Genomic DNA, 21,158 nt, shown 5'->3' on the forward strand with positions numbered 1-21,158 from the left:
CGTAACCGCAAGATTTCGTGCCATCGGCGGGATGCCCGGCGAAGACTGGGCGCAATCCCACCCAAGGAGCGTCGATGAGCGGCAGCGGCATGAAAAACAGCGGGACAAGCGGCAGCGGGGCAGGCACCAGTGGGATGAGCAGCGGGGAGGCCACCGCGTTCTGGGACGGCCTGTACGCGGGGCGGCCCGCGGACGAGAGGCCGCAGCCGAACGTCCGCCTCACGGAGGTGGTGACGGGCCTGCCGCCGGCCGAGGCCCTGGACCTCGGCTGCGGCAATGGCGGCGACGCGCTGTGGCTGGCCGGCCAGGGATGGCGGGTCACCGCGGTCGACATCTCCGCCGTGGCGGTCGCACGGCTCACCCGGCTCGCCGCCTCACGTGGTCTGAGCCACCAAGTCACCGCGCTGCGAAGGGACTTGCACGAGTCCTTCCCGCCTGGTGCGTTCGATCTGATCTGCGCCCACTATCTGCACACCCCGGCGGACCTGGACCGGGCGGCCGTCCTGCGCTCGGCCGCGCACGCGCTGCGTCCTGGCGGGCGGCTACTGGTCGTCGACCATGGTTCGACCGCGCCGTGGTCGTGGAACCAGGAGCCGGGTCTTGTCCACCCGAGCCCGAGAGAAGTGGCCGAGGGCATCGGCCTGGACCCCGGGGGCTGGACGGTCGAACGGGCCGATGCGCCACGCCGGTTGGCGACCGGACCGGACGGGCGTACCGCCGAGGTCACCGACCACGTCCTCCTCGTCCGCCGAAGCGCCTGACCCGGCTCTCGCCACAGAAAGGACCCCCCGTGCCCAGCGACTCGCCTCGCAACCGCCGTCACGACACCCCGCCGCCACGGACCGCCCACACCGAGACCGATGTCCTGCGCGGATTCCTCGACTATCTGCGGTCCTCGGTCGCGGCGAAGGTGGAGGGCGCGCCCGAGCCGGAGGCGCGGGCGGCCGCGGTGCCGTCGGGTACGAATCTGCTCGGTCTGCTCAACCACCTGACGTTCGTCGAGCGTTCGCTGTTCCTCGGCGCCGAGGTCGCCGACTGGCAGGCGACGTTCCACGCGGACCCCGGGGACAGCGTGAGCGATGTCGTCTCCCGCTACCGGGACGCCGTCGCGCGCGCGAACGACGTCCTCGACCGCTGCGCCGATCCCGGCGCCCCGCTCCCCCGTTCCCACCCGGGCCGCCCCGCTCCCCGTGTCCGCTGGGCACTCACCCACATGATCGAGGAAACGGGCCGGCACGCGGGGCACGCGGACATCCTCCGCGAACTGATCGACGGCGCGACGGGCCGCTGAACGGCGCGACGGGCCGGGTGCGCGGGGGGCGCCGGTTATGGCGCGAGCAGGCCGACCGCCAGCCCCGTCACACGGAGACTTGCGTTCACATCAGAGCAAATCGGTCATCCGGTGCTCCACTTGGCCCACGCCTCGCGCCAACGCGGGCATCTGACGACACGTCTCTCGCCGAGCGATCGCGAGGGTGGGCGCCGACGAGTTCGCGGTCAGGTGCGGGACAGGGACTTCTGGCGGAATACAGGACCGAAAACACAAAGTCGCGTCGGGCCCAAAACGGTCACTAGTGGCCCAATGGCACTGAATGCCGGCGCGGACGCAGCTCGCAGGCGACGCCCCCTCAAAGGGCCCGAGTTCCCGCCGGACTTCCCGACTCGAACACGGGTGTCCCCGTGGCGTAGGGTGCTGCCGATTGTATGAACGAAAGTTAGGCGTGTGATGGGAATAGCCACCACCGGTGGGGCAGCGGTCCTGGTCGACAAGGAGGTGTCTTCGGGCTCCGTTTCCGAACCCTCCGCGCCACGGAGCCGGGGTCGTATCTACGTCCTTGACGGTCTGCGGCTGCTGGCGGCCCTCATGGTCGTCGTCTACCACTTCGTCCCCCGCGAGGGCGCATGGTCGGTCGATGCCAAGGGACTGTTCCCCGCCATCTTCACCCCGGCCGCCTACGGCTGGCTCGGCGTGCACCTCTTCTTCCTCATCAGCGGATTCGTCATCTGCATGAGCTGCTGGGGCCGGACCCTGGGCGACTTCTTCACCTCCCGAGTCATCCGTCTCTTTCCCGCGTACTGGTTCGCGGTGCTGACCACCACCGTGGTCCTCACGCTCACCCGTGGGAACGGGCCGCGCCTGTCCCTGAGTACGGTCCTGACCAACCTCACGATGCTCCAGGAGCCCCTGGGCGTCGACCACGTGGACGGGATCTACTGGACGCTCTTCGCCGAGATGCGCTTCTACCTGCTCTTCGCGGCGCTGGCGTGGTGGGGCCTCACCTATCGGCGGGTCCTGGTGTTCTGCTGGGTGTGGGTGGTCGCGAGCGCGATCGTCTACCACTCGGACGACGGGATCCTGCGGATGCTCGTCATGCCCGAGTACAGCTGGCTCTTCATCGGCGGTATGGCGTGCTACCTCATGCACCGCTTCGGCCCGAACCTGCTGCTCACACTGCTGTTCCTGGTCTGCTTCGGCGGCGTACTGCCCTCCCTGCACATGTCATGGAGCCGGGTCCCGCGCTACATCGGGCACCAGCTGCCGTACTGGCCCGCCCTGGTGCTGCTCGCCCTGTTCTTCGTGATCATGGCGCTGGTGGCGACCGACCGGTTGTCCTGGATCAAGTGGCGCTGGCTGCCCTACGCCGGGGCGCTCACCTACCCCCTCTACCTGCTGCACCAGGAGATCGGGCGAAAGATCATCCACGGGCTCGAGCCGCACATGTCTCCCTACGCCGTCCTCGGCGTCACCATCGCCATCATGTTGCTGGCCGCATGGCTGGTGCACCGGCTCATCGAACGACCGCTGTCCAAGAAGCTCAAGCGGGGGCTGACCCAGGCGCTGTCCCAGGTACGGTCCGCCTCGGCCTGACACTCCATCAGCCATCCGGTGGCCCGCCGAGGACCTCAGGTCCTGGGCGGGCCACCGGGCGCTTTGCCCCGCGTGGCGCGCGCCTCACAGGGTGCGGGCCGTGATGTCGCCGCGCGTGGTGGTCGCGTGGATGTTCAAGGTGGCCGCCGCGCTCGCGCCGCCGGTGAGAGCGTTGTGGATACGGCCGTAGGAGGTGCCCGCGTCCAGCGTGGCGCTGGTGCCTCGGGCGGCGCCGACCGTGATCTCCCCCGACTCCGTACGCAGCGTCAGGGTGCCGTGCACGGCTTCGGCGATGTGGATGTCGCCCGCCGCGACGGTGATCTCGCTGTCCCCGGCCAGCCGGCCGACCGCGACATCCCCGGCGTGGACGGTCAGGCGGAGGGCCGCCGTCTCCTCGATGTGAGTGGCGCCGTGCGCGCCCTCGAAGACCACGTCGCCGAGGCGCCCCACGGTACGGAACTCGGCCGCGCCCGCCCGGGCCTCGACGCGTGAGCCGGCCGGCAGCTCGATGGTCACGTCGAGTGAGCCGCCGGGACCGAGGTACTGGTTCTTCGTCGGGGCCTCGACCCGCAGGACGCCGTTGTCGTAAGCGACAGTGGTCTGCTCAGCGGCCTTGACGTCGCGGCTCCGGCCGCCGTCCGCCGGCCGGACCTCGACCGTGATCCCCGCCTGGTCGGTGGCGACGATCTGGACGCGACCCGCGGGCACGGCCAGGACGGCGGTGACGGGGGCGGTGGCGGTGGCGTCGAACTTCTGCATGATGCGCTCCTGCGACTCGGTGTCTGCGTCTTCCGCGGCTGTTCGCCGTGGTGTGGGAAGAGCGTGCGCGAGGCGGGTTTCAGCGGGGCATCACGACGGTTTCAGCGGGCTTCAGGCGACGGGCCACGGCGCGCGGGCGCGCGACGCAGGTATGCGCGGGGCGGAGGCACGTGGTCGGTCCGGGCCGGACGAACGTGGCGGGACGGACATGCGCGTGGGGCCCAGCCGGAACACCCGGCTGGGCCCCACGCGGACCGCGTGAGCGGTCAGTGCTTGAAGACGTCCTTGATCTTCTCCTTGGCCTGGCGGGCGTCGCCCTTGGCCTGCTCGGCGCGGCCCTCGGCCTCCATGCGCTCGTTGCCGACCGTCCGTCCGGCCGTCTCCTTGACCTTGCCCTTGGCCTGCTCGACCTTCGACTGGGCCTTTTCGTCACCCGACACAACCATCACTCCCGAAAATCTGTGGCACACCGTTGACATGGATACACCTGGCCACATTCACGGGTTCTAAACCGTCTCGGCCCAACTCGATCCAACTCGATCCGGGCGCCCCCTCTCACGTGTTTCCTTTGCCCTGGGTGTCACCCGGGTGCGCTCCATATGAATCCCTCAGCGAGAAGGGGGAAGATAAATCTTGGTGTTTCGAGGGTGTGCCGTGGACCTTCCCGGGCACACGACGAACTGGAGGTTGATAACTATGGTTCCCCTGCTTCTCGTTCTCCTGCTCGCCCTGATCCTTTTCGGCGCCGGCTTCGCGCTCAAGGTGCTGTGGTGGGTCGCCATCGCCGTCCTGGTCGTGTGGCTCATCGGCTTCGTCGCCCGCCCGCGCGGTGGGAGCGGCCGCTGGTATCGCTGGTAACACAGCCACCACACCCCCGTGGAAACAGGGGCGGGACCCGACCATCGGTCGGGTCCCGCCCCTGTTTCCGTCTCGGCCGTCGCGGCTTCTGTCGCGGCACCTCGGCCTGTGCCACTCCCCGCGGGTGTCCGGTTCCATTCCCCTGGAGACACCGCCGCGAAAAGACGCCCATGATTTCCGGAATGCCGGGTAGGGGCCAGGTGTGGCCAGGGTCGCTCCTGCGAGCGCAGGGAACCGCGCACCTCCATCGCCAGGCAGGGCCCTGGCCCGCCCTCTCCTTTTGGCGTCCCGATCGCATTTACCCGCGACGCACTGCCCATGAGTACTGTCCCCACGGGCAGTCGGCGCGGAGTTCAGGCCGCCTTCGCGGCGTTGTCGGTCATCGCCCCGAGCATGCCCGCACGGAGTTTGGCGACCGTTCGCGTCAGCAGGCGCGATACCTGCATCTGGGAAATGCCCAATTCTTCGCCGATCTGGCTCTGAGTGAGTTCGGCGCCGAAGCGCAACCGGATCAAAAGGCGTTCGCGGTCGGTGAGTTCGGCCAGCAGCGGAGCGAGCGTCGACACATCATCGACCAGTTCCATCGCGGGGTCCTCGGCCCCGATGAAGTCGGCGAGGGCGGCCTCGCCGTCCTGGGCCTCGCTGGTGAGTGCGGCGTCGAGGGAGGAGGAGTTGTAGCCGTTGGCCGCGATCTGCGCCTCGACCACCTCGTCCTCGCCGATCCCCATCAGAGCTGCCAGCTCCTTGACGGTGGGCGAGCGGTCGAGGCGGCTCTCCAGCTCTTCGCGTGCGCGGATCAGCTCACTGCGGCGCTCCTGAAGTCGCCGTGGCACATGGACGGCCCAGGTGGTGTCGCGGAAGAACCGCTTCATCTCACCGACGATGTACGGCACGGCGAATGTCGTGAACTCGGTTTCGCGGGACAGCTCGAATCGGTCGATCGCCTTGATCAGCCCGATCATGCCGACCTGGGTCACGTCTTCCATCTCGTCCGCGAACTGCCGGAAGCGGCGGGCGGCGAACTGTACGAGCGACATGTTCATCTCGATCAGCGTGTTCCGCGCGTACTGGTACTCCGGCGTACCCTCCTGCATCTGCGCCAGGCGCTCGAAGAACTGCCGTGACAGCTCTCTGGCGTCGGCGGGCGCCATCCGCGCGGGCTCCTCGACCAAGGGAAGCGCGCGCGCCTCCACCGCGCCGCCCTCTCGCGTGGTCCCGGTACCAGTCGCTACGCCCTTCACAGCCACTCCCCTTTCTCCTCGACCGGCGCGGCGCGTGGTCTCCGCCCGGCCAGCAGGAAATCTATCATGGCGAAAATAGAAATCAGGACCCCACTGGCTCAGTGTTTCTGTCATGGCCAATGGGCTCGGGCGTGTACACGTCGCCGTCCCCAGACCCGGCGTTACGTTGCGTCCCATGACCACAGAGCCGGAACACGGCGGACCCGAATCGGCCGATGTCCAAGAGGCGCGCGCCGCGATCGACGCCTATCTGAGCCGTACGTCGGCGCGCTCGGCCGGAGCGGAGGCCGACGACCATGTCGCCGAGTGCGTCGCACGGGAAGCGTGGGACGCCGTGCAGGACGCCACTCCACCTCCGCCCGACCCCGGGGCGGGTCCGGTCGAGAAGACGGAGCCCTCCCCGCAACGCGCGGAGCTGCACCGCAAGGCGGTGGCCATCGCGCGCGGCCTTCGGGAACTCGGCTATCACCTCGACGAGACCCTGCTTCCCGGGCCGGACATGGCCGCCGGGTGAGGAAGCCGGAGTGCGCACCGGCGTGACGGCCGGGTCCGCGCTCCCCCGCTCCTCGGCCGGCCGCCGGTTCCTCAGCCGGCCCCCCAGTCGAGACGGAGTACGGCGAGGTCGTCGGAGTGGCGTCCCGCGTTGAGCGCGTGGGTCTCCTTGATGAGCCGGTCCACGTGCGCGGCGGGGTCGGTCGGCGGGAGCTGGTCTATCAGGCTGAGCAGCCCCTCGACGCCCAGGCGTCCGTCCGCCGTTCCGTTGTGCCCTTCGGTGAGGCCGTCGGTGTAGAGGGTCAGGGCACCGGACTCGGGAAGCGGGATGACCGTGGCCGCCCAGCTGCGTACCTCGGGGGCGATGCCCAGGGCGATGCCGAGCTCGGCGGCCACCTCGCGGGTGCCTTCCGGCGTGGTGAGCAGCGGCTCGTGGTGTCCGGCGAGGTGCAGGGTGGCGGTGCGGGCCTTCTCGTCGAGGGTGAGCAGGGCGCAGGTGGCGAACAGGGTGTGGCTGCCGCGCTCGGCGATCAGGATGCGCTCCATCAGGTGCAGCAGATCCGGGCCCCGGTGTCCGCCGAGCACCAGCGAACGCCAGGCGATGCGCAGGCAGACGCCGAGGGCGGCTGCGTCGGGGCCGTGGCCGCTGACGTCGCCGACGACAGCACGCAAGAGCCCGTCGTCGCACTCCACGACGTCCAGGAAGTCGCCGCCGAGCAGGGTCAGCTCGCCGCCCGGCAGATAGCGGGAGGTGACCGTGACGGTGGAGGTGTCCAGGATCGGCTGGGGCAGCAGGCCGCGCTCCAGGCGGGCGTTCTCCTCGGCGCGCAGCCGGGCGGCCTGCGCCTCGGCGCTGGCGCGTTCGGTCTGGCTCCGGTAGACGGCGTACCGCAGGGTGCGGCGCAGCAGGTCCGCTTCGACCTTTCCCTTGACGAGGTAGTCCTGGGCGCCGGCGGCCATGGCCTCCGGGCCCGCCTGGGACTCGGAAAGGCCGGTCAGGACGATCACCGCGGTGTGCGGGGCGAGGCCGCGGACGGCGGTGACCGCGTTGGTGCCCGAGACGTCCGGCAGGTGCAGGTCGAGCAGGATGCAGTCGATGAGCGCCGGGGCGAGCTGGGTGCGGGCCTCGGCGAGACTGCTACAGGTGGTGAGTTCGAAGCGCAGCCCGGTGTCGTGGAGCAACTCCTCCACCAGCAGGGCGTCGCCCTCGTCGTCCTCGATCAACAGGACGCGGTAGACCGTTTCGGCCGGTCTCGTGTGCGGGGTCCCCGACGCTGTGATCATGTCGTGGGCTCCGCGTGGTCGAGGTCTGTCACAGTGGCCGCCGCGTCCTCGCTCCCCTCGGGCGCGTCGGCCAGGGTGAAGGTGATGCGGGTGCCACCGGTGTATTCCGGGTCGACCGCGATGGTACCCCCGTGGAACTCGACGATCTTCTTGCACATCGCGAGGCCGATGCCACTGCCGCTGTAGACGTCCTTGGTGTGCAGCCGCTGGAAGATGACGAACACCTTCTCCGCGTACTCGGGCTCGATGCCGATGCCGTCGTCGGTGACGGTGAAGCGCCACAGCGGCCCCTCCCGGTCCGCCGTCACATGGATGTGCGGCTGCTGGCCCGGGCGGCGGAACTTGACGGCGTTGCCGATCAGGTTCTGCCACAGCATGCCCATCTGCGTGGGATCGGCGACCAGGCTCGGCAGGTCGTCGCTCGTGATCTGCGCGCCCGTCTCCTCGATGCTCACGCTCAGGGCGGACAGGGTCTGTTCCATGACGGAGTCGAGGTCGACGCTCTGGTGGGCGTGGTGGACCCGGCCCACGCGGGAGAAGTCGAGGAGGTCGTTGATGAGGACCTGCATGCGGTTCGCGCCGTCGACCGCGAAGGCGATGTACTGGTCCGCCTTGTCGTCCAGCTGACCCGCGTACCTGCGCTGGAGCAGCTGGGTGAAACTGGAGACCTTGCGCAGCGGCTCCTGGAGATCGTGCGAGGCGACGTACGCGAACTGTTCGAGCTCGGAGTTGGAACGCTGAAGGTCCGCGGTCTGCGCGTCGAGGAGGCGGCGTGATTCCTCGCTGACGTCGAGTTCCTGGACGAGCCGCCGGCGCATGACGTCGATCTCTCCGCTCAGGCGCCGCAGGTCAGCGGGGCCCGTCGGGGTGATGGGGCGGTTGAAGTCGCCCTCGGAGATCGCGCGGGCGTCGGCCCCGAGCCGGCTGAGCGGTTGCGTGATGCCGCGGCGCAGGCCCTCGAAGACCAGACCCGCGAGCGCCAGGATGACCACCGCGATCGCGGCGAACACCCAGTTGCGCAGCCGCATCGTGGCCGCCAGGCTGTCGCGTGCCTGGCTCTGCTCGCTCCGCAGCCGCTCCTGCTGGTGGGTCAGGGCGCTGCGCAGCTGGTCGAAGGAGGCCTTGCCTTCCGTCGCGCGCTCGGCGGCCAGCGGCGACGGCGCCCCCGCCGGGGCCGCCGCGATCGGCCGGGCGAACCTGGCCTGCCACTTCTCCACCGCGTCCCGCACCCTGCGCAGATCGGCGAGGCCTTCGGGGTCTTCCTTGAGCGTCTGCGACAGGCGCGTGGTGTCGGCCGTCTGCTCGGCGACACCCTGTCGGTAGGGCGTGAGGAATTCGGGGTTTCCGGTGAGTCCGTACCCGCGGATGCCGGTCTCCTGGTTGAGCAGGGCCGACTCCAGATGGACCGCGGTGGTCACCGCCTGGGACTTCGCGTCCACGAGGTCGTCGCTGAGCGACGCGGTACGCCCCAGAACCCAGGCTCCGGTCACGCCCAGCACGGTGAGAACCGTCAAGGACACGGCCACGCCCACGCGCAGCCATCGCGAAGTCGTCCACGCGGACAATCCTCGCGCGCGCGACAGCGTCTCTTCGCCGGCCATCTCCGAACCTCCGCCTCCGCCCTGTGACACTTGGAATCAGCGCCGCGCATACTGTAGAGGCTCTTCGACAACGAATGTTGTCGCGGGGTCGGGTGGGGGCCTAGGCTGCCGGGTATGCCTGGCAAGAACTTCGCGCTGCGGAACACTCCGCAGGAGACGGCCGAGGCCACGGACGTGGCGGTCGGCGACCTCGCGCGGCGCATCGCCCGGCGGCTGCTGGAGGACCCCCGGCATCCGGGCACCGATGGTTCGGTGCCCGAGCTGACGCTGCTGCACGTCCTCGTCCAGCTTCAGCGCTCGGCCGAACGGCTCCAGCGGTCCGCGGCCCGGGACGCGGCGCGCGCGGGTGCCGGGTACCCCCAGATCGGCGAAGCAAGCGGCCTCACCCGCCAGGGCGCCCGACGGCGCTGGCCGGGACTGTTCCACCACTCCTCTGAAGCACCTACGGAGCAACCGATGAATACCGTTCCCGCCCACCCCAGCGCCGTGCTGCTCGTCGAGGACGACATCGCCGATGCCATGCTGATCGAGGAAGCCCTCTCCCAGCGCGGGGCCCGCAACCTGGTGCGGGTCACCGACGGCGTGGCCGCTCTGGAGCACCTGCGGGCCCCGGACAGCGTCCGCCCCGATCTCATCGTCCTCGACCTCAACATGCCGCGCATGAATGGCCGGGAACTGCTCCGGGTCCTCAAGACCGACGAGGACCTCCAGACCATCCCCGTCGTCGTGCTCACCACCTCCGCCGCCCCCGACGACGTCGCGGGTGCCTACACCAGCCACGCCAACGCCTATGTGACCAAGCCGGTCAACCTGGAGGAGTTCGAGCAGGCGGTCCAGAGCATCGACGCCTTCTACCTGGAGACCGCCACCCGCCCGCCCCACACCACCTGAGCGGCCCGCCACGACGTGGGGGGCCGCCGGGCGCGGACGCCTTCGGGCGTCGGGACGCGCTCGCCCGCTCGGCGGCGGTCCACACGTGCCGCACGGCCGCCGGGGTGACACTGGCACCGTGACGGACACCGGACGACAGAGGGACCAGCGTCTGGAACGGGCCATCCTGGAGCTCCTTGACTCCCGTGACCCTGCCTCGTCGATCTGCCCGTCCGATGTCGCGCGGGCGGTCTACGACGGCGACGACGACGGCTGGCGCGCGCTGATGGAACCGGTCCGTCGAGCCGCCCGGCGGCTGGTGGACGCCGGCGAGGTGGAGGTCACCCAGTCGGGCCGGGCGGTCGAACCGGCGACGGCCCGTGGCCCGATCCGTATCCGCCGCCCCCACTGACCCGCGCCCCCCTCGACGTCCCCGGCGCCCGGTCCGTCAAGGCGCCGGGCCCGTCAAGGCGCGGGGGCCGGACGGCGCCTCCTGAACCGGAGCAGCAGGACGACCGAACACAGCGCGGCCCAGGCGCACCAGGTCGAGACGTACTCCTGGCGCCACAGGCCGAAGGACACCGCGGCCCCAACGGCGACCAGGACGCCGAACGCCACCAGGCCCCGGTCACCGGACAGCAGCAGGGAGCCGATGGTGGCGAGCAGGTACCCGATGACGACGAATCCGGCCGCTGGAAGGCCGAGGGAGTATCCGACCGTGTGACCGCGGATCTCGGCCGTCACGGTGCGCGTCGCCAGCGCGTGTGCGAGCACCGCACTGGTCGCGATCCCGCTCGCCAGCGGAACGAGCAGACGGCGCCGGGCAGTTGGCGGCGCCGCGCACAGCACCGCCGTCGGCACCCACAGTGCCAGCAGGGGCAGCGCGATGACCGCCCAGAGAAGTGTGGCGGGCCCCGGGCCACCCCCGTGGTGCCAGACGGCGGCCTCGACGATCTGGTGCGCCCCGAGGACCAGGGGCAGCGCGGCGAGCGGCACATCGCCGGGGCGGCCGGCCGCCGAACCCACGGCGGCGACTCCCATGATCGCGATACCCGCGCCCGCCACCAGGTCGGCCGTCGCACTCCAGCACATGACAGGAACACTACGACCGGTCCGCTCAGCGGGCCCGCCGGACAGCCCGGACGGGGCGGGGGTCACACGCGGTCGGCGTGGGCCGGACATACGGCGGCCCCGCGCATCCCCGGGGGGAAGGGGATGGCGGGGCACGCGAGTCCGGGTCGGGGAGGGGGGAGCCCCGGCCGCGCGGACCGTGACGTCCTTGTGCCCCCGCTTTCTCACCTCATGCGTGTGAGCTGCCCTCATGCGTGTGAGCTGCGCGACACCGCAGGCCCGGGCGCCGCGAGTCCGCTCGCGCTCAGCGCAGCCACTGGTCCTGGTCGGCGGGGCGGTAGAGGGTGACCGCCTGGGGCAGCTTGTCGAGTATCAGATGCCGATAGGTGGCGTCGGTCACCTCGCCGTCGTATGCGAAGTGCGGCTCGCCCTCCAGGACTTCGAGGTCGAGCCGGCGCACCTGAGCCGTCGTCAGCACCCGGGAGCTGTGCAGGGTGCCGGTCAGGACGGCGAGCAGCAGCCGGGTTCGGGCCAGCGGGGTGCCGGCCTCCACCGCGCGTACGTCGAGGAGCCCGTCGTCGAGCTGGGTGCGGTAGGTGGGGGCGAATCCGGCGGGATGGTAGATCCCGTTGCCCGCGAAGAGCAGCCAGATGCGGCGGGGGCGGCCGTTGATGACGACCGAGAGCGGGCTGCCGGTGGCGAGGACCTTCGCGAGGCCCACGACGAGCGCGGGCCACTTGCCGATGCGCTTCTCCAGGCGCTCCCTGGCATGGACGAGCTCCGAGTACACCCCGATGCTGAAGGTGTTGAGGAAGAGCTGCTGCTCACCTTCGCCCGGGGACGCCTCGGCCGGACTCGCGGACTTCTCCGTCGGCGCTTCCGTGCCGGGGGCCGTGCCGGGACGCGCGGGCGAGCAGGCGCGGCCCACGTCGGCACTCACCGCGTCACCCGCCCGGATCGCGCGGGCCACGTCCTCCATGGTCTGGTTGCCGAGGTCCACGGCGAAGTGGTTGAACGTGCCGCCGGGGAAGACGGCGAGCGGCACACGGTGGCGGGCGGCCGTGGCGCTGCCCGCGTTGACCGTGCCGTCGCCCCCGCACACGCCGAGCGCCCCGCCCTCAGCGGCCGCGCGTGCGGCCGCCTCGTCGAGCAGGGCCAGCAGGTCGTCACCCGGTTCGAAGAGGGTGATGACCGCCTCCGGCAGCAGGGCGCGCAGCGTCTCGACGGTGTCCTTGGACCAGGCGACACCCGAGGACGGGTTGACCACCAGTTGGAGGCCCTTGCCCTCCTTGAGCGCGGGCGCCGGCCTGCGCGGAGGAGCGGCGGCGGCCGCCGCCTGCGGTTTCACCGGCCACCACCGGCACGTAAGGAGCGCGGCGCCGATCCCGACGAGCGCCCCGGCGGCCGCGCGGCGCCGGTGATCGAGGCTGCCCCTGGCGCGGACATAGGCGAGGCCGGTCGCGAACGGCAGCGCGGCCAGGCCGTACCGGGGCGACTCCAGGACGACTCCCGACGCGAAGGCGGCGGCCGAGGCCATCGTGCTGGAAGGCAGGGAAGCGGTGCTCGGGCGGGGAAACACGCCGGGCAGGGCGTCCAGGACGGGCCGGGAACTGCGGGCGGCCGGCTTCGCAAGGGCGTGGTTGATCGCGGCGACGATCGCCACCGAGCCGACGCCGCGGAGCGCCGCCCTGCGCGCGCCGCGTCCGCCCGAGGCCCCGAGGACGGCGGCGGCGCCCAGCCAGACGGCATCGTGCTCGGCCGCCTTGCGCACGAGATGGGCAACGGAGCTCCCCTGCCGGGGAGTTGACCTGGTGAGGGCGGCGCCCAGGCGGTCGCCCAAGCCGGAAGGCGCCGTGCGTCCAAGCACCGTGCGCAGCCGTCCGAGTCGCTTCATGCGCTGGTCACACCTCTACAGCTAGGGGTTGGTCGCGTGGGACGACGGGGCCGGGCCGCGTCATTGGCCCACCCTACCGGGGGCGGTGATGGCGCTCCGCGGTGCGGCGAGCCCGGTGGCCGGCGCCCCGCGGTCCTCCCGCGGCATGGCCTCGATCGCCAGGGTCAGTGGCCCGATGCCTCGGATCCGGTCAGGCACGGCTGTCCGGTCCGGTGGGGCGGGCCGGCAGGGCTTCCTCCGTGTCCGCCCGGGATTCTCCCGGGCCGGAGGTCTCGTGTACGCCACGGGTGGCGTCCCCGGTGAGGTAGTCCAGGCTCCCCGTGATCGCCAGGAGTCGGTCGAGCGCCGCAGTGCGGTCCTCCAGGTGCAGGCAGACCTGTGCCGCGTCGGTGCGGCGGCGGATCATCAGCAGGATGGAGAGTCCCGTCGAGTCGACGGAGCCGAGGCCCGCGCAGCCCAGGTGCAGGTCACGCAGGCGGGGCCGTTCGCGCAGCTTCTCGGTGACGGCGTCAAGGAGGATGTCGGCGTTGTCGTAGTCGAGGTCGCCGCGCAGCTCTATGCGCACGGTGGTCTCGGTGTCCTCGGCCGTCAGCCTGAGGTGACTCGAGGGGTAGGTACTCACGGATGGTTCCTGGCGGGGGCGGAGGGAACGGCGAAAGGACCGGCGAGCCGGTCGGTGCCCTGTCGGAGCACACGTCTCGCGCGCGGGAAGTCCTTGAGCTCTTCGGCCAGGAGAACCAGGGCGGGCGGCAGGCTCTGGGCGGGCACACCGCGTGCGGCGAGGATGGCGGCGGTCCAGGTGAGGAAGCCGGTGAAGAGGTCGGCGTCGTCGAGGTAGAGCGCGGTGGCGAGGAAGTCCACGATGTGGGCCAGGTCCTCCGCGGTGCGTTCGCGCTGGAGGTCGCTGTACTGGCGGACGGCCGGGAACGCCTCTTCGAGGCCGCGCAGCACGGCGCGTACGAGGGTCGTTCTCGTCCGCGTGACCAATGTGTACTCCTGGTCCTCCAGGTGCGGCAGGTCGTCCAGTTGCCGGCGGTCGGGGTGCGGCCGGGCGAGCGGGCCCTTTTCGATGTGGTCGGCGGCCGAGCGGGCGTCCCCGGCCCAGGCGTCCGCGCCGAGCAGCCTTGCGTAGCGTCCGCCGGGCCCGAAGGCCGCGCCGCCGACCAGGACGGGTACGCCCGTGGCCTGGCAGGCGGTGATCGTGGCGTGGGCCGTGGGCAGCCGGGTCGCGATGGAACTGGAGAGCGCGACGAGTTCCGGCCCGGTGCGGTGCAGATGCGCGACGAGGTGGGACACCGGGACCTGGGCGCCCAGGTAGTCGACTCGCCAGCCGCGCAGCCGCAGCACCTCGGCGAGGAGCCGGGCGGGCAGCGCGTGCCACTCGCCGTCCACGCAGGCCACGGTGATCCGCCCGCGTTCGGTGATGGCGCGGGCCGCCGGATGCGTCGAGAGCGCGGCCACGGCACGGTCGTTGATGGCGGTCGCCGCGTGCTCCTGGGCGACGCTCATCCGGTTGGCCGCCCACTCCTCGCCGACCTTGGCCTGGACCGGGGCGATCACGTCGAGCAGGACGCACTCCGGGTCGTACCCCTCGTCCAGTGCCCCCTGCACGAGGCCGGTCGCCGTGTACTCGTCGCCCGCGAAGACGGCTTCCCACAGCGCCTCGGCCAAGGGCGCCGTGTCCAGCGGTGCCGTGTCCGGAGGCGCCGTGCGGAGTTCGGTTGTCATGCGGTGAACCTGCCCCGTGTGTGGCCGTTCACCGCGCTCAGGTGGTGGTTGCGGGGCGCCGAGACGGCCACGACCGCCATGTCGTCGTGGCGCCCGTTGCCGACCCAGTGGGAGGCGACCATCTGGACCCGCTCCACGATGCTCTCCGCGGGCATGCCCGCGCATTCGGCCAGGACACGCCGCAGCCGCTCCTCGCCGAACATGGCGTCCCCCATGGGGCCGCCCCGGGCTTCGGTGAATCCGTCCGTGTACAGAACGCACGTCTCCCCCGGCGCCAGGGACAACTCCGCCGACTCCGCCCGCACATCGGGCATCGCGCCGATCAACGTGCCCCGGGTGTCGGCCTCCTCGACCTCCCCGGTGGCGCGCACGATCATGGGGGCGGGATGGCCCGCGCTGGTGACCCGCATCCGGACCGAGCCTCCCTCGCGTACGGCCGAGGCCAGGACGAGCGTGGCGAAGCGGGTGTGATGGGAGTTCAGGAGCGCCATGTTCAGCAGGCCGAGCATGCGCTGGTGGTCGTCGGCCAGCGGCAGCAGGGCGTGCAGGGTGTTGCGGATCTTCCCGGTCAGGACCGCCGCTTCCAGACCCTTGCCGCACACGTCGCCCAGCACCACGAGCGAGGGGGCGCCCTCGTTGATGGCGGGGTGGACGTCGTAGAAGTCCCCGCCGATCCGCTCGTGGTCCTCCGACGGGCGGTAGCCGCCCGCGAAGTCCACGCCGGACACCTGATGCAGGGAAGGCGGAAGCAGCTCGCGCATCAGGACGTCGGTGATGGCGGACTGGTCCGCGTACAGCCGGGCGGCCGACATCGCCGCTCCGGCCCGGGCCGCGAACAGCCGCGCGAAGACCTCTTCCTCGGGGGTGAACCCGGCACTTCCCGCGCGGCGCAGCAGGATCAGCGCTCCGGCCGGTACGCCGTGTCCGGGCAGCGGGGTGACCACTATCGATCCTGGGGGCCCGAACCCCTCGGGGAGCACCCAGTCGGGGACGGTGGAGGGTTCGACCCAGCGCGTGGGCACCGGCGGGAACCCTTGCAGCGCCTCGGCGAGGCCGGGCACCGTCTCGGGATCCACGTCGGCGACGGACGCGAGGGGGGCGCCGTCGCGCAGACACGACACGAGGGGCAGCCGGGCGCCGCGCACGGGGGCGACGACGATCGCCGCGTCGGCGAGGTGTTCGGCGGCCATCTGCGCGGTGACGTGCGTGCAGCGGTTCAGATTCAGCGAGGACAGCAGCAGGTTGGACGCCTTGCCGAGGAACGCGGTCCGCTCGCGCTCCCGGCGCAGCGCTTCCTGCGCCAGGCGGTGGTCGGTGGCGTCGACGAGCCACCACAGTACGGTGCCGGCGTCCTCCACCGTGGGGTGCGCCTCGAAGACCCGGTCGCCCACGGACCCGGACCGCACAGCGGGGCCCTCGCCGTCGCCCTGCCGGGGCACGCGCAGCGCCGCGTGTGCCGACGCCAGCCAGGACGGAACCGCGTCGGCCAGCCGCACACCGGGCCGCGCCTCGGGCAGGACCTCGCCCGCCGCCTCGTTGACCAGGACGATCAGGCCGTGCAGGTCAGCTATCAGGACGGGATAGGGAGCCCTGCTCCACAGGGACCCACTGCTCGTGTCGACGTCGGTTGCCGCGCCGGTGGAAGACCTCAATTGTCCAGGATCCGCTGTGCGAACCCCTCACCTCACACCCTCATAGGAAACGTTGCCGTCCGGCAACCATCCCCCATTCTCCGACCCTTGACAACCACGCCCGCCATCAGCAAGGCACCCCATTACCCCGCAAACCGGACGGCCGGCGGCCGCGATTCCGCTGCCGCGACGGCCCCCTGCCAACAGTCCACGGCGAGAGGGGAGATGACCACCCGGCGCCCCCGGCTGCCGGGCGCGGAGCCCCACGAAATCGCGCGCGTCGCGGACACCCGGGCCGGGTGTCAGGCCCTCCGGCGAGACACCCCTCACGTGAACCAGGTCCGGCGCGCGGGGCTCAGTGCACCGGGAACCCGAACGTGTGCCCCTGCGACTTGAGTCGGGGAAGCAGGCGGCGCAGGGCCTGAAGGGTCTGAGCGCGGTCGCCGCCCGCGTCGTGGAACAGGACCGTCGGCCCGCTGGGCAGTTCGCGCTCGACGGTGGCCACGATGGCGTCCGTACCGGGCCGCTCGAAGTCCTTGCTGTCCACGTTCCAGCCCAGCGGACGCATGCCCCGGGAGGCGGCGAGGTGACGACTGTAGGGGGTGAAGGCCCCGCCGGGCGCCCGGTAGTACATCGGCCGCACCCCGCCCGACGCCTTGGTGATCATGTCTTCGGCGTCCAGGATCTGCTGCGACTGGTACGCCTCGGGCTTCTTGTCCATGGCGGTGTCGTGCGAGACCGTGTGGTCGCACAGCCGGTGCCCTGCGGCGACGACCTTCTTCACGAGGTCGGGGTGGGCCTTGGCCTGTGTCCCCACCATGCAGAACGTGGCCTTCACCCCGTACTCCCGCAGTACGTCGAGGACTTGGGGGGTCCAGGTGGGGTCGGGGCCGTCGTCGATGGTGATGTTGACGCCGTGCGGCCCCGCGTCCGAGGAGTGGGCGATGGTCTCCTCCACGGGGTTCGCGGCCGCGGCCGACGCGGTCCCCTTGGAAGAGGGGGTGTCCGCGGTGCCGGCCTGCGCCGACCACACCGAAGCGCCCGTCGCGAGCAGTGTCACCCCGACCGCCGCCCCGGTTACCTTGCCGTACCAGCCCCGCCCACCGACGTGCCGTGCCATGACCCGCCCCTTTCCCGCAGTCCCTCACCGAACCCGGTCGCCGTCCGACCACCCCACAGGACGAGCCACCCGGGCCGGGGGATGCCTCCGTTACCAACCACGGACAATCTCGTGAGCACTCACGGACAACAACGATCAACAATGCCAGAAATGCGGCGAATTGACCGAATCTCAGACCACGTCATTCGCCCGGGAATTCGTGCCACCCCGAGAGGCCGCGACCGGCACCCCTCCGGCGCGGTGACCCCATGCCCGGTCCGGGCCGCCACACCCGTACGCCCCACGACCGGTCCGCACCCGTACACCCCCTCAACCCCATCGGCGCGCTCCGCGCCACACCTCTCCCGCGCCTGGTAAACCACAAACTCCTGCCACATCCCTGTGCAACAGGGCTACCTCTTGGTAACTTACAACGCCGTTACCCCCAGTAACACGTGCGTCGCTCATCCCCGTGGTTCAACCAGCGAGCCGAGGTATTCATGCACACACCCGCCGTACGACACCTGGCGACCGTGGCCATCACGGCCCTCACCCTCGCCGCCCTTCCGGCCGCGACCGCCGCGGCCGCCCCCGCCGCCCCCACCAGCCCCTCCGCCCCGTCCGTGGCCGCGAAGGCGGCGGGGGCGTCAAGTGACGCGTTCTACGCCTACGACGGCAGTGAACCGCTGTCGTCGTTCGCACCCGGCACCGTACTCAAGACCCGAACGCTCCAGTACCACGTGCTCGGTATCCCCACGCCGGTCAAGGCAGTTCAACTCCTCTTCCGCACCACCGACGCACAGGGCCGGCCCTCCGTCGGCGTGACCTCGGTGGTGCGCGGGGTGGGAAGCGACGGCACCAAGGCCGTCTCCTACCAGTCGGCCTACGACTCCCTCAGTCCCGGTGACGCGCCGTCCCGGGCGATCGCGGGCAACGTCAGCCTCGGCGGCGTACTTCCCAACGCCGAATCCCTGGTCCTGGTGCCGTTCCTGCTCCAGGGCTACGACGTTATCGTCCCGGACACCGAGGGCCAGAGCGCCGACTTCGCGGCAGGTCCTGAGTACGGCACCACCACCCTCGACTCGCTCCGGGCCGTCGGCAATTCCTCTGAGACCGGCATGAACGCCGAGACCCGCTTCGGCCTGATCGGCTACTCGGGCGGCGCCATCGCGACCCAGTGGGCCGCCACCATGGCGCCCGCCTACGCGCCGGACATCAACCGCAGACTGGTGGGTTACACCGAGGGCGGTCTGCTCGTCGACCCGGCGCACAACCTCAAGTACGTGGACGGCAGCGTCGTTTGGGCCGGCGTCATCCCCATGGCCATCATCGGCGTATCACGCTCGTTCGGCATCGACCTCAAGCCGTATCTGAGCCCGTACGGTCTCAGTGTGTACGGCAAGCTCGAACACGGGTCGATCGTCAACGCCCTGGGTCAGTACCCGGGTCTGACGTGGAAGAAGATGGCGAAGCCCGAGTACGCCGATCCCAACTCCGTGCCCGAGTTCCTTCAGGCCGTCAACAGGCTCAACCTGGGCTCCGCCGCCACGCCGACCGTTCCCGCCTTCATCGCCCAGGGCAACGGCGGCGTCCTCGAAGGCACCTTCAGCAACCTGCCGGGCATCGGCACCGGCGACGGGGTCATGGTCGCCGGAGACGTGCGCACGCTGGCGCGGCAGTACTGCGACACCGGCAACAAGTCGGTCAAGTTCCAGCAGTACGGGGCGTTCAGCCATGTCGGCGCCATCGTCCCGTGGGCTCCCCAGGCCCTGGGCTGGCTGAACGACCGCTTCGCCGGCCGGGCCGCGCCCTCCGACTGCGGCCGCATCCCCGCGGGCAACTCGCTCGCGCCCGAGAAGCCGGCCCGGACCTCCTGACGGCACGCCACGTCCCGCGCGCGCCCGGGCACAACCCGTGGCGCGAGCGGGCGTGGCGCACGCGCCCGTCGACGTCCGGGCGGGCTCAGACCGCCTCCGGCAGCCTGACCTCCAGAATGCCGTCGTGGGTCAGCCGGGTCTCGAAGACGGGCTGGGGCGCGGTCGCCGGGCCACCGACGTTGTGGCCGTCGGCCAGGCGGAAGACGCTGCCGTGCCAGGGGCACTCCACGCACCCGGCGGCGACCTTTCCCTGCGACAGGGGCCCCGCCATGTGGCTGCACCGGTCGACCAGCACATGGAAGGCGCCGTCCGGCTCCCTCACCACCAGCAGCGGAACCTCTCCCAGCATCCGCCGGGCCCCTTCTCCTTCGGAGAACTCCGTGACGCTGCCCACCGGATGCCAGCCCGGCTCGACCAAGTGATCCACCGGCTCCGTCTTGTTGGACCCCACCGCCTGCCGGAAGGCGAGGTGGCCGCCGATCATGCCGCCCACACTGGCCGCGGTGAGTCCCGCGAACCCGAGCAGCCGGCCGAGCACCGGCTTCCCCCGGCCCCGCACCACCCAGGAGCCTGCGTACAGACCGATGGCCACACCGTTCGACGCCGCGTGCACGAGGCCCGTACGCAACTGTCGCTCGGGCTGCTCGGCCCAGTCCACCCAGCCCGCCCAGGCGGCCGGCACGGCCGAGAGCACCCCCATGCCCACCAGGAGCCGCGCGTGGCGTCCGCCGCTCGGCAGGAGGTCGAGCACCGCCGCGGACGTCCACGCGCCGATGGGTACCTGCACCAGTACGGGATGCAGCGGATGACCGATCGGCCTGCCCTGGAGGACGGCGCGGTGCGGCCCGAGCGGCAGCGCCTTGACGGCCTTGCGCACCGGGGCCGTGAACCTGTCCAGCTGCTTGAGTTCCCCGAGCGAGTCCAGCGCCTTCACCAGGGACCGCAACGTGACATCACACCCTTTTCCATCGCCTCGTTCCGGGGCGCCCGCCCCGGCCGGCACCGGCTTCGCTGACAGGAATCGCATGGGATCCGGTTAACCCCTGCGCGCCGGGGCCAAACGGCCGGCCGGTCACTTCTACCCGGACACGAGCCCCGTCGGCGCACCGGCCCCCGCCCGCTGGTGGGTTCGGCGGCGAGCTGGTAGACGGGTGCGGGGCGGTGGGGTTCCCGGCGCCGAAGGGGGCCCGGGGGGTCTGGTTGACTCGGGGTATGAGCGATCTCTTCGTCAAGATCTGCGGCCTGCGGACCGCGCGGGACGTCGACACCTGTGCCGAGGCCGGGGCCGACGCGGTCGGCTTCGTCTTCGCCTCCGGAGCGCGGACGGTGGACGCCGCCACCGCACGGCAGCTCGCCGCGCGTGTGCCGAGCCATGTCCTCACGGTCGGGGTCTTCCGCGGCCAGTCGCCGCGCGAGGTGCGCCGGCTCACCGAGGAGAGCGGCATCAACACCGTTCAGCTGCACGGGGACGAGGGGCCGGAGCACTACGAGGCGCTGCGGGCACCGGGGCGCCGCCTGATCCGCGCCACGGCCGCCACCGGGACCCCGGCCACGCTCGGCGACTTCGGCGAGGACCTGCTGCTCCTCGACGCTCCGGACCCCGGTTCGGGCACACCGTGGAACTGGGCCTCCCCTGCCTTCGTCGCCCCGGCCGGCCGCTGGCTGCTCGCCGGGGGGCTGCACCCGGGAAACGTCCGCCACGCCGCCGAGGTCACCGGAGCCTGGGGCGTGGACGTCTCCAGCGGCGTGGAGAGCGAACGCGGCGTCAAATCGGGCGAGTTGATCCGTTCGTTCGTCGCGGCGGCCCGCTCGGCATGAGTGAGCCACCACGCTCCGGACAAATCCAAAAAGTTCTCCGCCCTTCACGGCAGGGTGAAGCAACAA

At 71.2% G+C, this 21,158-nt stretch carries 21 protein-coding genes; 9 read left to right on the forward strand and 12 right to left on the reverse strand.

What is annotated here, in order from left to right:
* Positions 1 to 134 precede the first annotated feature (134 nt).
* The 3 genes from ABR738_RS03765 (at position 135) to ABR738_RS03775 (ending at position 2,869) form a co-directional block, all read left to right on the forward strand.
* Positions 135 to 761 carry an SAM-dependent methyltransferase gene (locus tag ABR738_RS03765; protein WP_350234411.1) on the forward strand — a complete coding sequence of 209 codons (627 nt, stop codon included), beginning with the start codon at positions 135 to 137 and terminating at the stop codon, positions 759 to 761.
* 29 nt (positions 762 to 790) lie between these two features.
* Positions 791 to 1,291: a DinB family protein gene (locus ABR738_RS03770; RefSeq protein ID WP_350228526.1), complete on the forward strand. Its 501-nt coding sequence runs from the start codon at positions 791 to 793 to the stop codon at positions 1,289 to 1,291.
* 435 nt (positions 1,292 to 1,726) lie between these two features.
* On the forward strand, positions 1,727 to 2,869 hold the full coding sequence (locus ABR738_RS03775; protein WP_350234412.1) for an acyltransferase family protein: 1,143 nt from the start codon (positions 1,727 to 1,729) through the stop codon (positions 2,867 to 2,869).
* A gap of 84 nt (positions 2,870 to 2,953) precedes the next feature.
* Here ABR738_RS03775 and ABR738_RS03780 read toward each other — a convergent pair whose 3' ends face one another.
* Complete coding sequence (locus tag ABR738_RS03780; protein WP_350228527.1) at positions 2,954 to 3,628, reverse strand: DUF4097 family beta strand repeat-containing protein; 675 nt, start codon at positions 3,626 to 3,628, stop codon at positions 2,954 to 2,956.
* A 266-nt stretch (positions 3,629 to 3,894) separates the two neighbouring features.
* Complete coding sequence (locus ABR738_RS03785; RefSeq protein ID WP_350234413.1) at positions 3,895 to 4,074, reverse strand: CsbD family protein; 180 nt, start codon at positions 4,072 to 4,074, stop codon at positions 3,895 to 3,897.
* 250 nt (positions 4,075 to 4,324) lie between these two features.
* Here ABR738_RS03785 and ABR738_RS03790 point away from each other — a divergent pair, with 250 nt between their 5' ends.
* Positions 4,325 to 4,486 carry a hydrophobic protein gene (locus tag ABR738_RS03790; protein ID WP_350228528.1) on the forward strand — a complete coding sequence of 54 codons (162 nt, stop codon included), beginning with the start codon at positions 4,325 to 4,327 and terminating at the stop codon, positions 4,484 to 4,486.
* Positions 4,487 to 4,839: 353 nt separating this feature from the next.
* Here ABR738_RS03790 and ABR738_RS03795 read toward each other — a convergent pair whose 3' ends face one another.
* A complete protein-coding gene (locus ABR738_RS03795) occupies positions 4,840 to 5,637 on the reverse strand; it encodes a SigB/SigF/SigG family RNA polymerase sigma factor (protein WP_502964029.1) in 798 nt (265 codons plus the stop codon).
* A 265-nt stretch (positions 5,638 to 5,902) separates the two neighbouring features.
* On the opposite strand from ABR738_RS03795, the gene ABR738_RS03800 reads away from it, so the two are divergent.
* Positions 5,903 to 6,241 carry a hypothetical protein gene (locus ABR738_RS03800; protein WP_350228529.1) on the forward strand — a complete coding sequence of 113 codons (339 nt, stop codon included), beginning with the start codon at positions 5,903 to 5,905 and terminating at the stop codon, positions 6,239 to 6,241.
* Between the two features lie 71 nt (positions 6,242 to 6,312).
* Here ABR738_RS03800 and ABR738_RS03805 read toward each other — a convergent pair whose 3' ends face one another.
* Together ABR738_RS03805 and ABR738_RS03810 are read right to left on the reverse strand one after the other, a co-directional pair.
* A complete protein-coding gene (locus ABR738_RS03805) occupies positions 6,313 to 7,503 on the reverse strand; it encodes a PP2C family protein-serine/threonine phosphatase (RefSeq protein ID WP_350228530.1) in 1,191 nt (396 codons plus the stop codon).
* Positions 7,500 to 9,104, reverse strand: a complete 1,605-nt coding sequence (locus tag ABR738_RS03810) for a sensor histidine kinase (protein WP_350228531.1) — start codon at positions 9,102 to 9,104, stop codon at positions 7,500 to 7,502. The genes ABR738_RS03805 and ABR738_RS03810 overlap by 4 nt, the downstream gene beginning before the upstream one ends.
* 114 nt (positions 9,105 to 9,218) lie before the next feature.
* On the opposite strand from ABR738_RS03810, the gene ABR738_RS03815 reads away from it, so the two are divergent.
* Positions 9,219 to 9,995 carry a response regulator gene (locus ABR738_RS03815; protein WP_350228532.1) on the forward strand — a complete coding sequence of 259 codons (777 nt, stop codon included), beginning with the start codon at positions 9,219 to 9,221 and terminating at the stop codon, positions 9,993 to 9,995.
* Between the two features lie 118 nt (positions 9,996 to 10,113).
* Positions 10,114 to 10,386, forward strand: a complete 273-nt coding sequence (locus ABR738_RS03820; protein WP_350228533.1) for a DUF3253 domain-containing protein — start codon at positions 10,114 to 10,116, stop codon at positions 10,384 to 10,386.
* Positions 10,387 to 10,439: 53 nt separating this feature from the next.
* Here the strand turns inward: ABR738_RS03820 and ABR738_RS03825 are convergent, their stop codons facing one another.
* From ABR738_RS03825 to ABR738_RS03850, 6 genes are all read right to left on the reverse strand, one after another.
* Positions 10,440 to 11,066, reverse strand: a complete 627-nt coding sequence (locus tag ABR738_RS03825) for a DUF6629 family protein (protein WP_350228534.1) — start codon at positions 11,064 to 11,066, stop codon at positions 10,440 to 10,442.
* Between the two features lie 283 nt (positions 11,067 to 11,349).
* Positions 11,350 to 12,939 (reverse strand): diacylglycerol/lipid kinase family protein, encoded by a 1,590-nt coding sequence (locus ABR738_RS03830; RefSeq protein WP_350228535.1) that lies wholly within the window; start codon positions 12,937 to 12,939, stop codon positions 11,350 to 11,352.
* A gap of 190 nt (positions 12,940 to 13,129) precedes the next feature.
* Positions 13,130 to 13,561: an STAS domain-containing protein gene (locus ABR738_RS03835; protein ID WP_350228536.1), complete on the reverse strand. Its 432-nt coding sequence runs from the start codon at positions 13,559 to 13,561 to the stop codon at positions 13,130 to 13,132.
* Positions 13,558 to 14,667: a cobalamin B12-binding domain-containing protein gene (locus tag ABR738_RS03840; protein WP_350228537.1), complete on the reverse strand. Its 1,110-nt coding sequence runs from the start codon at positions 14,665 to 14,667 to the stop codon at positions 13,558 to 13,560. Before ABR738_RS03840 ends, ABR738_RS03835 begins: the two co-directional genes overlap by 4 nt.
* Entirely contained in the window at positions 14,664 to 16,268 is a 1,605-nt protein-coding gene (locus tag ABR738_RS03845; RefSeq protein WP_502964206.1) for a PP2C family protein-serine/threonine phosphatase, read from the reverse strand. The genes ABR738_RS03840 and ABR738_RS03845 overlap by 4 nt, the downstream gene beginning before the upstream one ends.
* 385 nt (positions 16,269 to 16,653) lie before the next feature.
* A complete protein-coding gene (locus ABR738_RS03850; protein ID WP_350228538.1) occupies positions 16,654 to 17,418 on the reverse strand; it encodes a polysaccharide deacetylase family protein in 765 nt (254 codons plus the stop codon).
* A 479-nt stretch (positions 17,419 to 17,897) separates the two neighbouring features.
* Between ABR738_RS03850 and ABR738_RS03855 the strand changes: the two genes are divergently transcribed.
* Positions 17,898 to 19,274, forward strand: a complete 1,377-nt coding sequence (locus tag ABR738_RS03855; protein WP_350228539.1) for a lipase family protein — start codon at positions 17,898 to 17,900, stop codon at positions 19,272 to 19,274.
* 85 nt (positions 19,275 to 19,359) lie between these two features.
* On the opposite strand, the gene ABR738_RS03860 is transcribed toward ABR738_RS03855, so the two are convergent.
* Positions 19,360 to 20,220, reverse strand: coding sequence for a Rieske (2Fe-2S) protein (locus tag ABR738_RS03860; RefSeq protein WP_350228540.1), 861 nt, complete (start codon positions 20,218 to 20,220; stop codon positions 19,360 to 19,362).
* Between the two features lie 266 nt (positions 20,221 to 20,486).
* Between ABR738_RS03860 and ABR738_RS03865 the strand changes: the two genes are divergently transcribed.
* On the forward strand, positions 20,487 to 21,092 hold the full coding sequence (locus ABR738_RS03865; protein ID WP_350228541.1) for a phosphoribosylanthranilate isomerase: 606 nt from the start codon (positions 20,487 to 20,489) through the stop codon (positions 21,090 to 21,092).
* Positions 21,093 to 21,158 lie beyond the last annotated feature (66 nt).

Origin of the sequence: Streptomyces sp. Edi4 (assembly GCF_040253615.1) — a bacterium.
Lineage (GTDB): Bacteria > Actinomycetota > Actinomycetes > Streptomycetales > Streptomycetaceae > Streptomyces.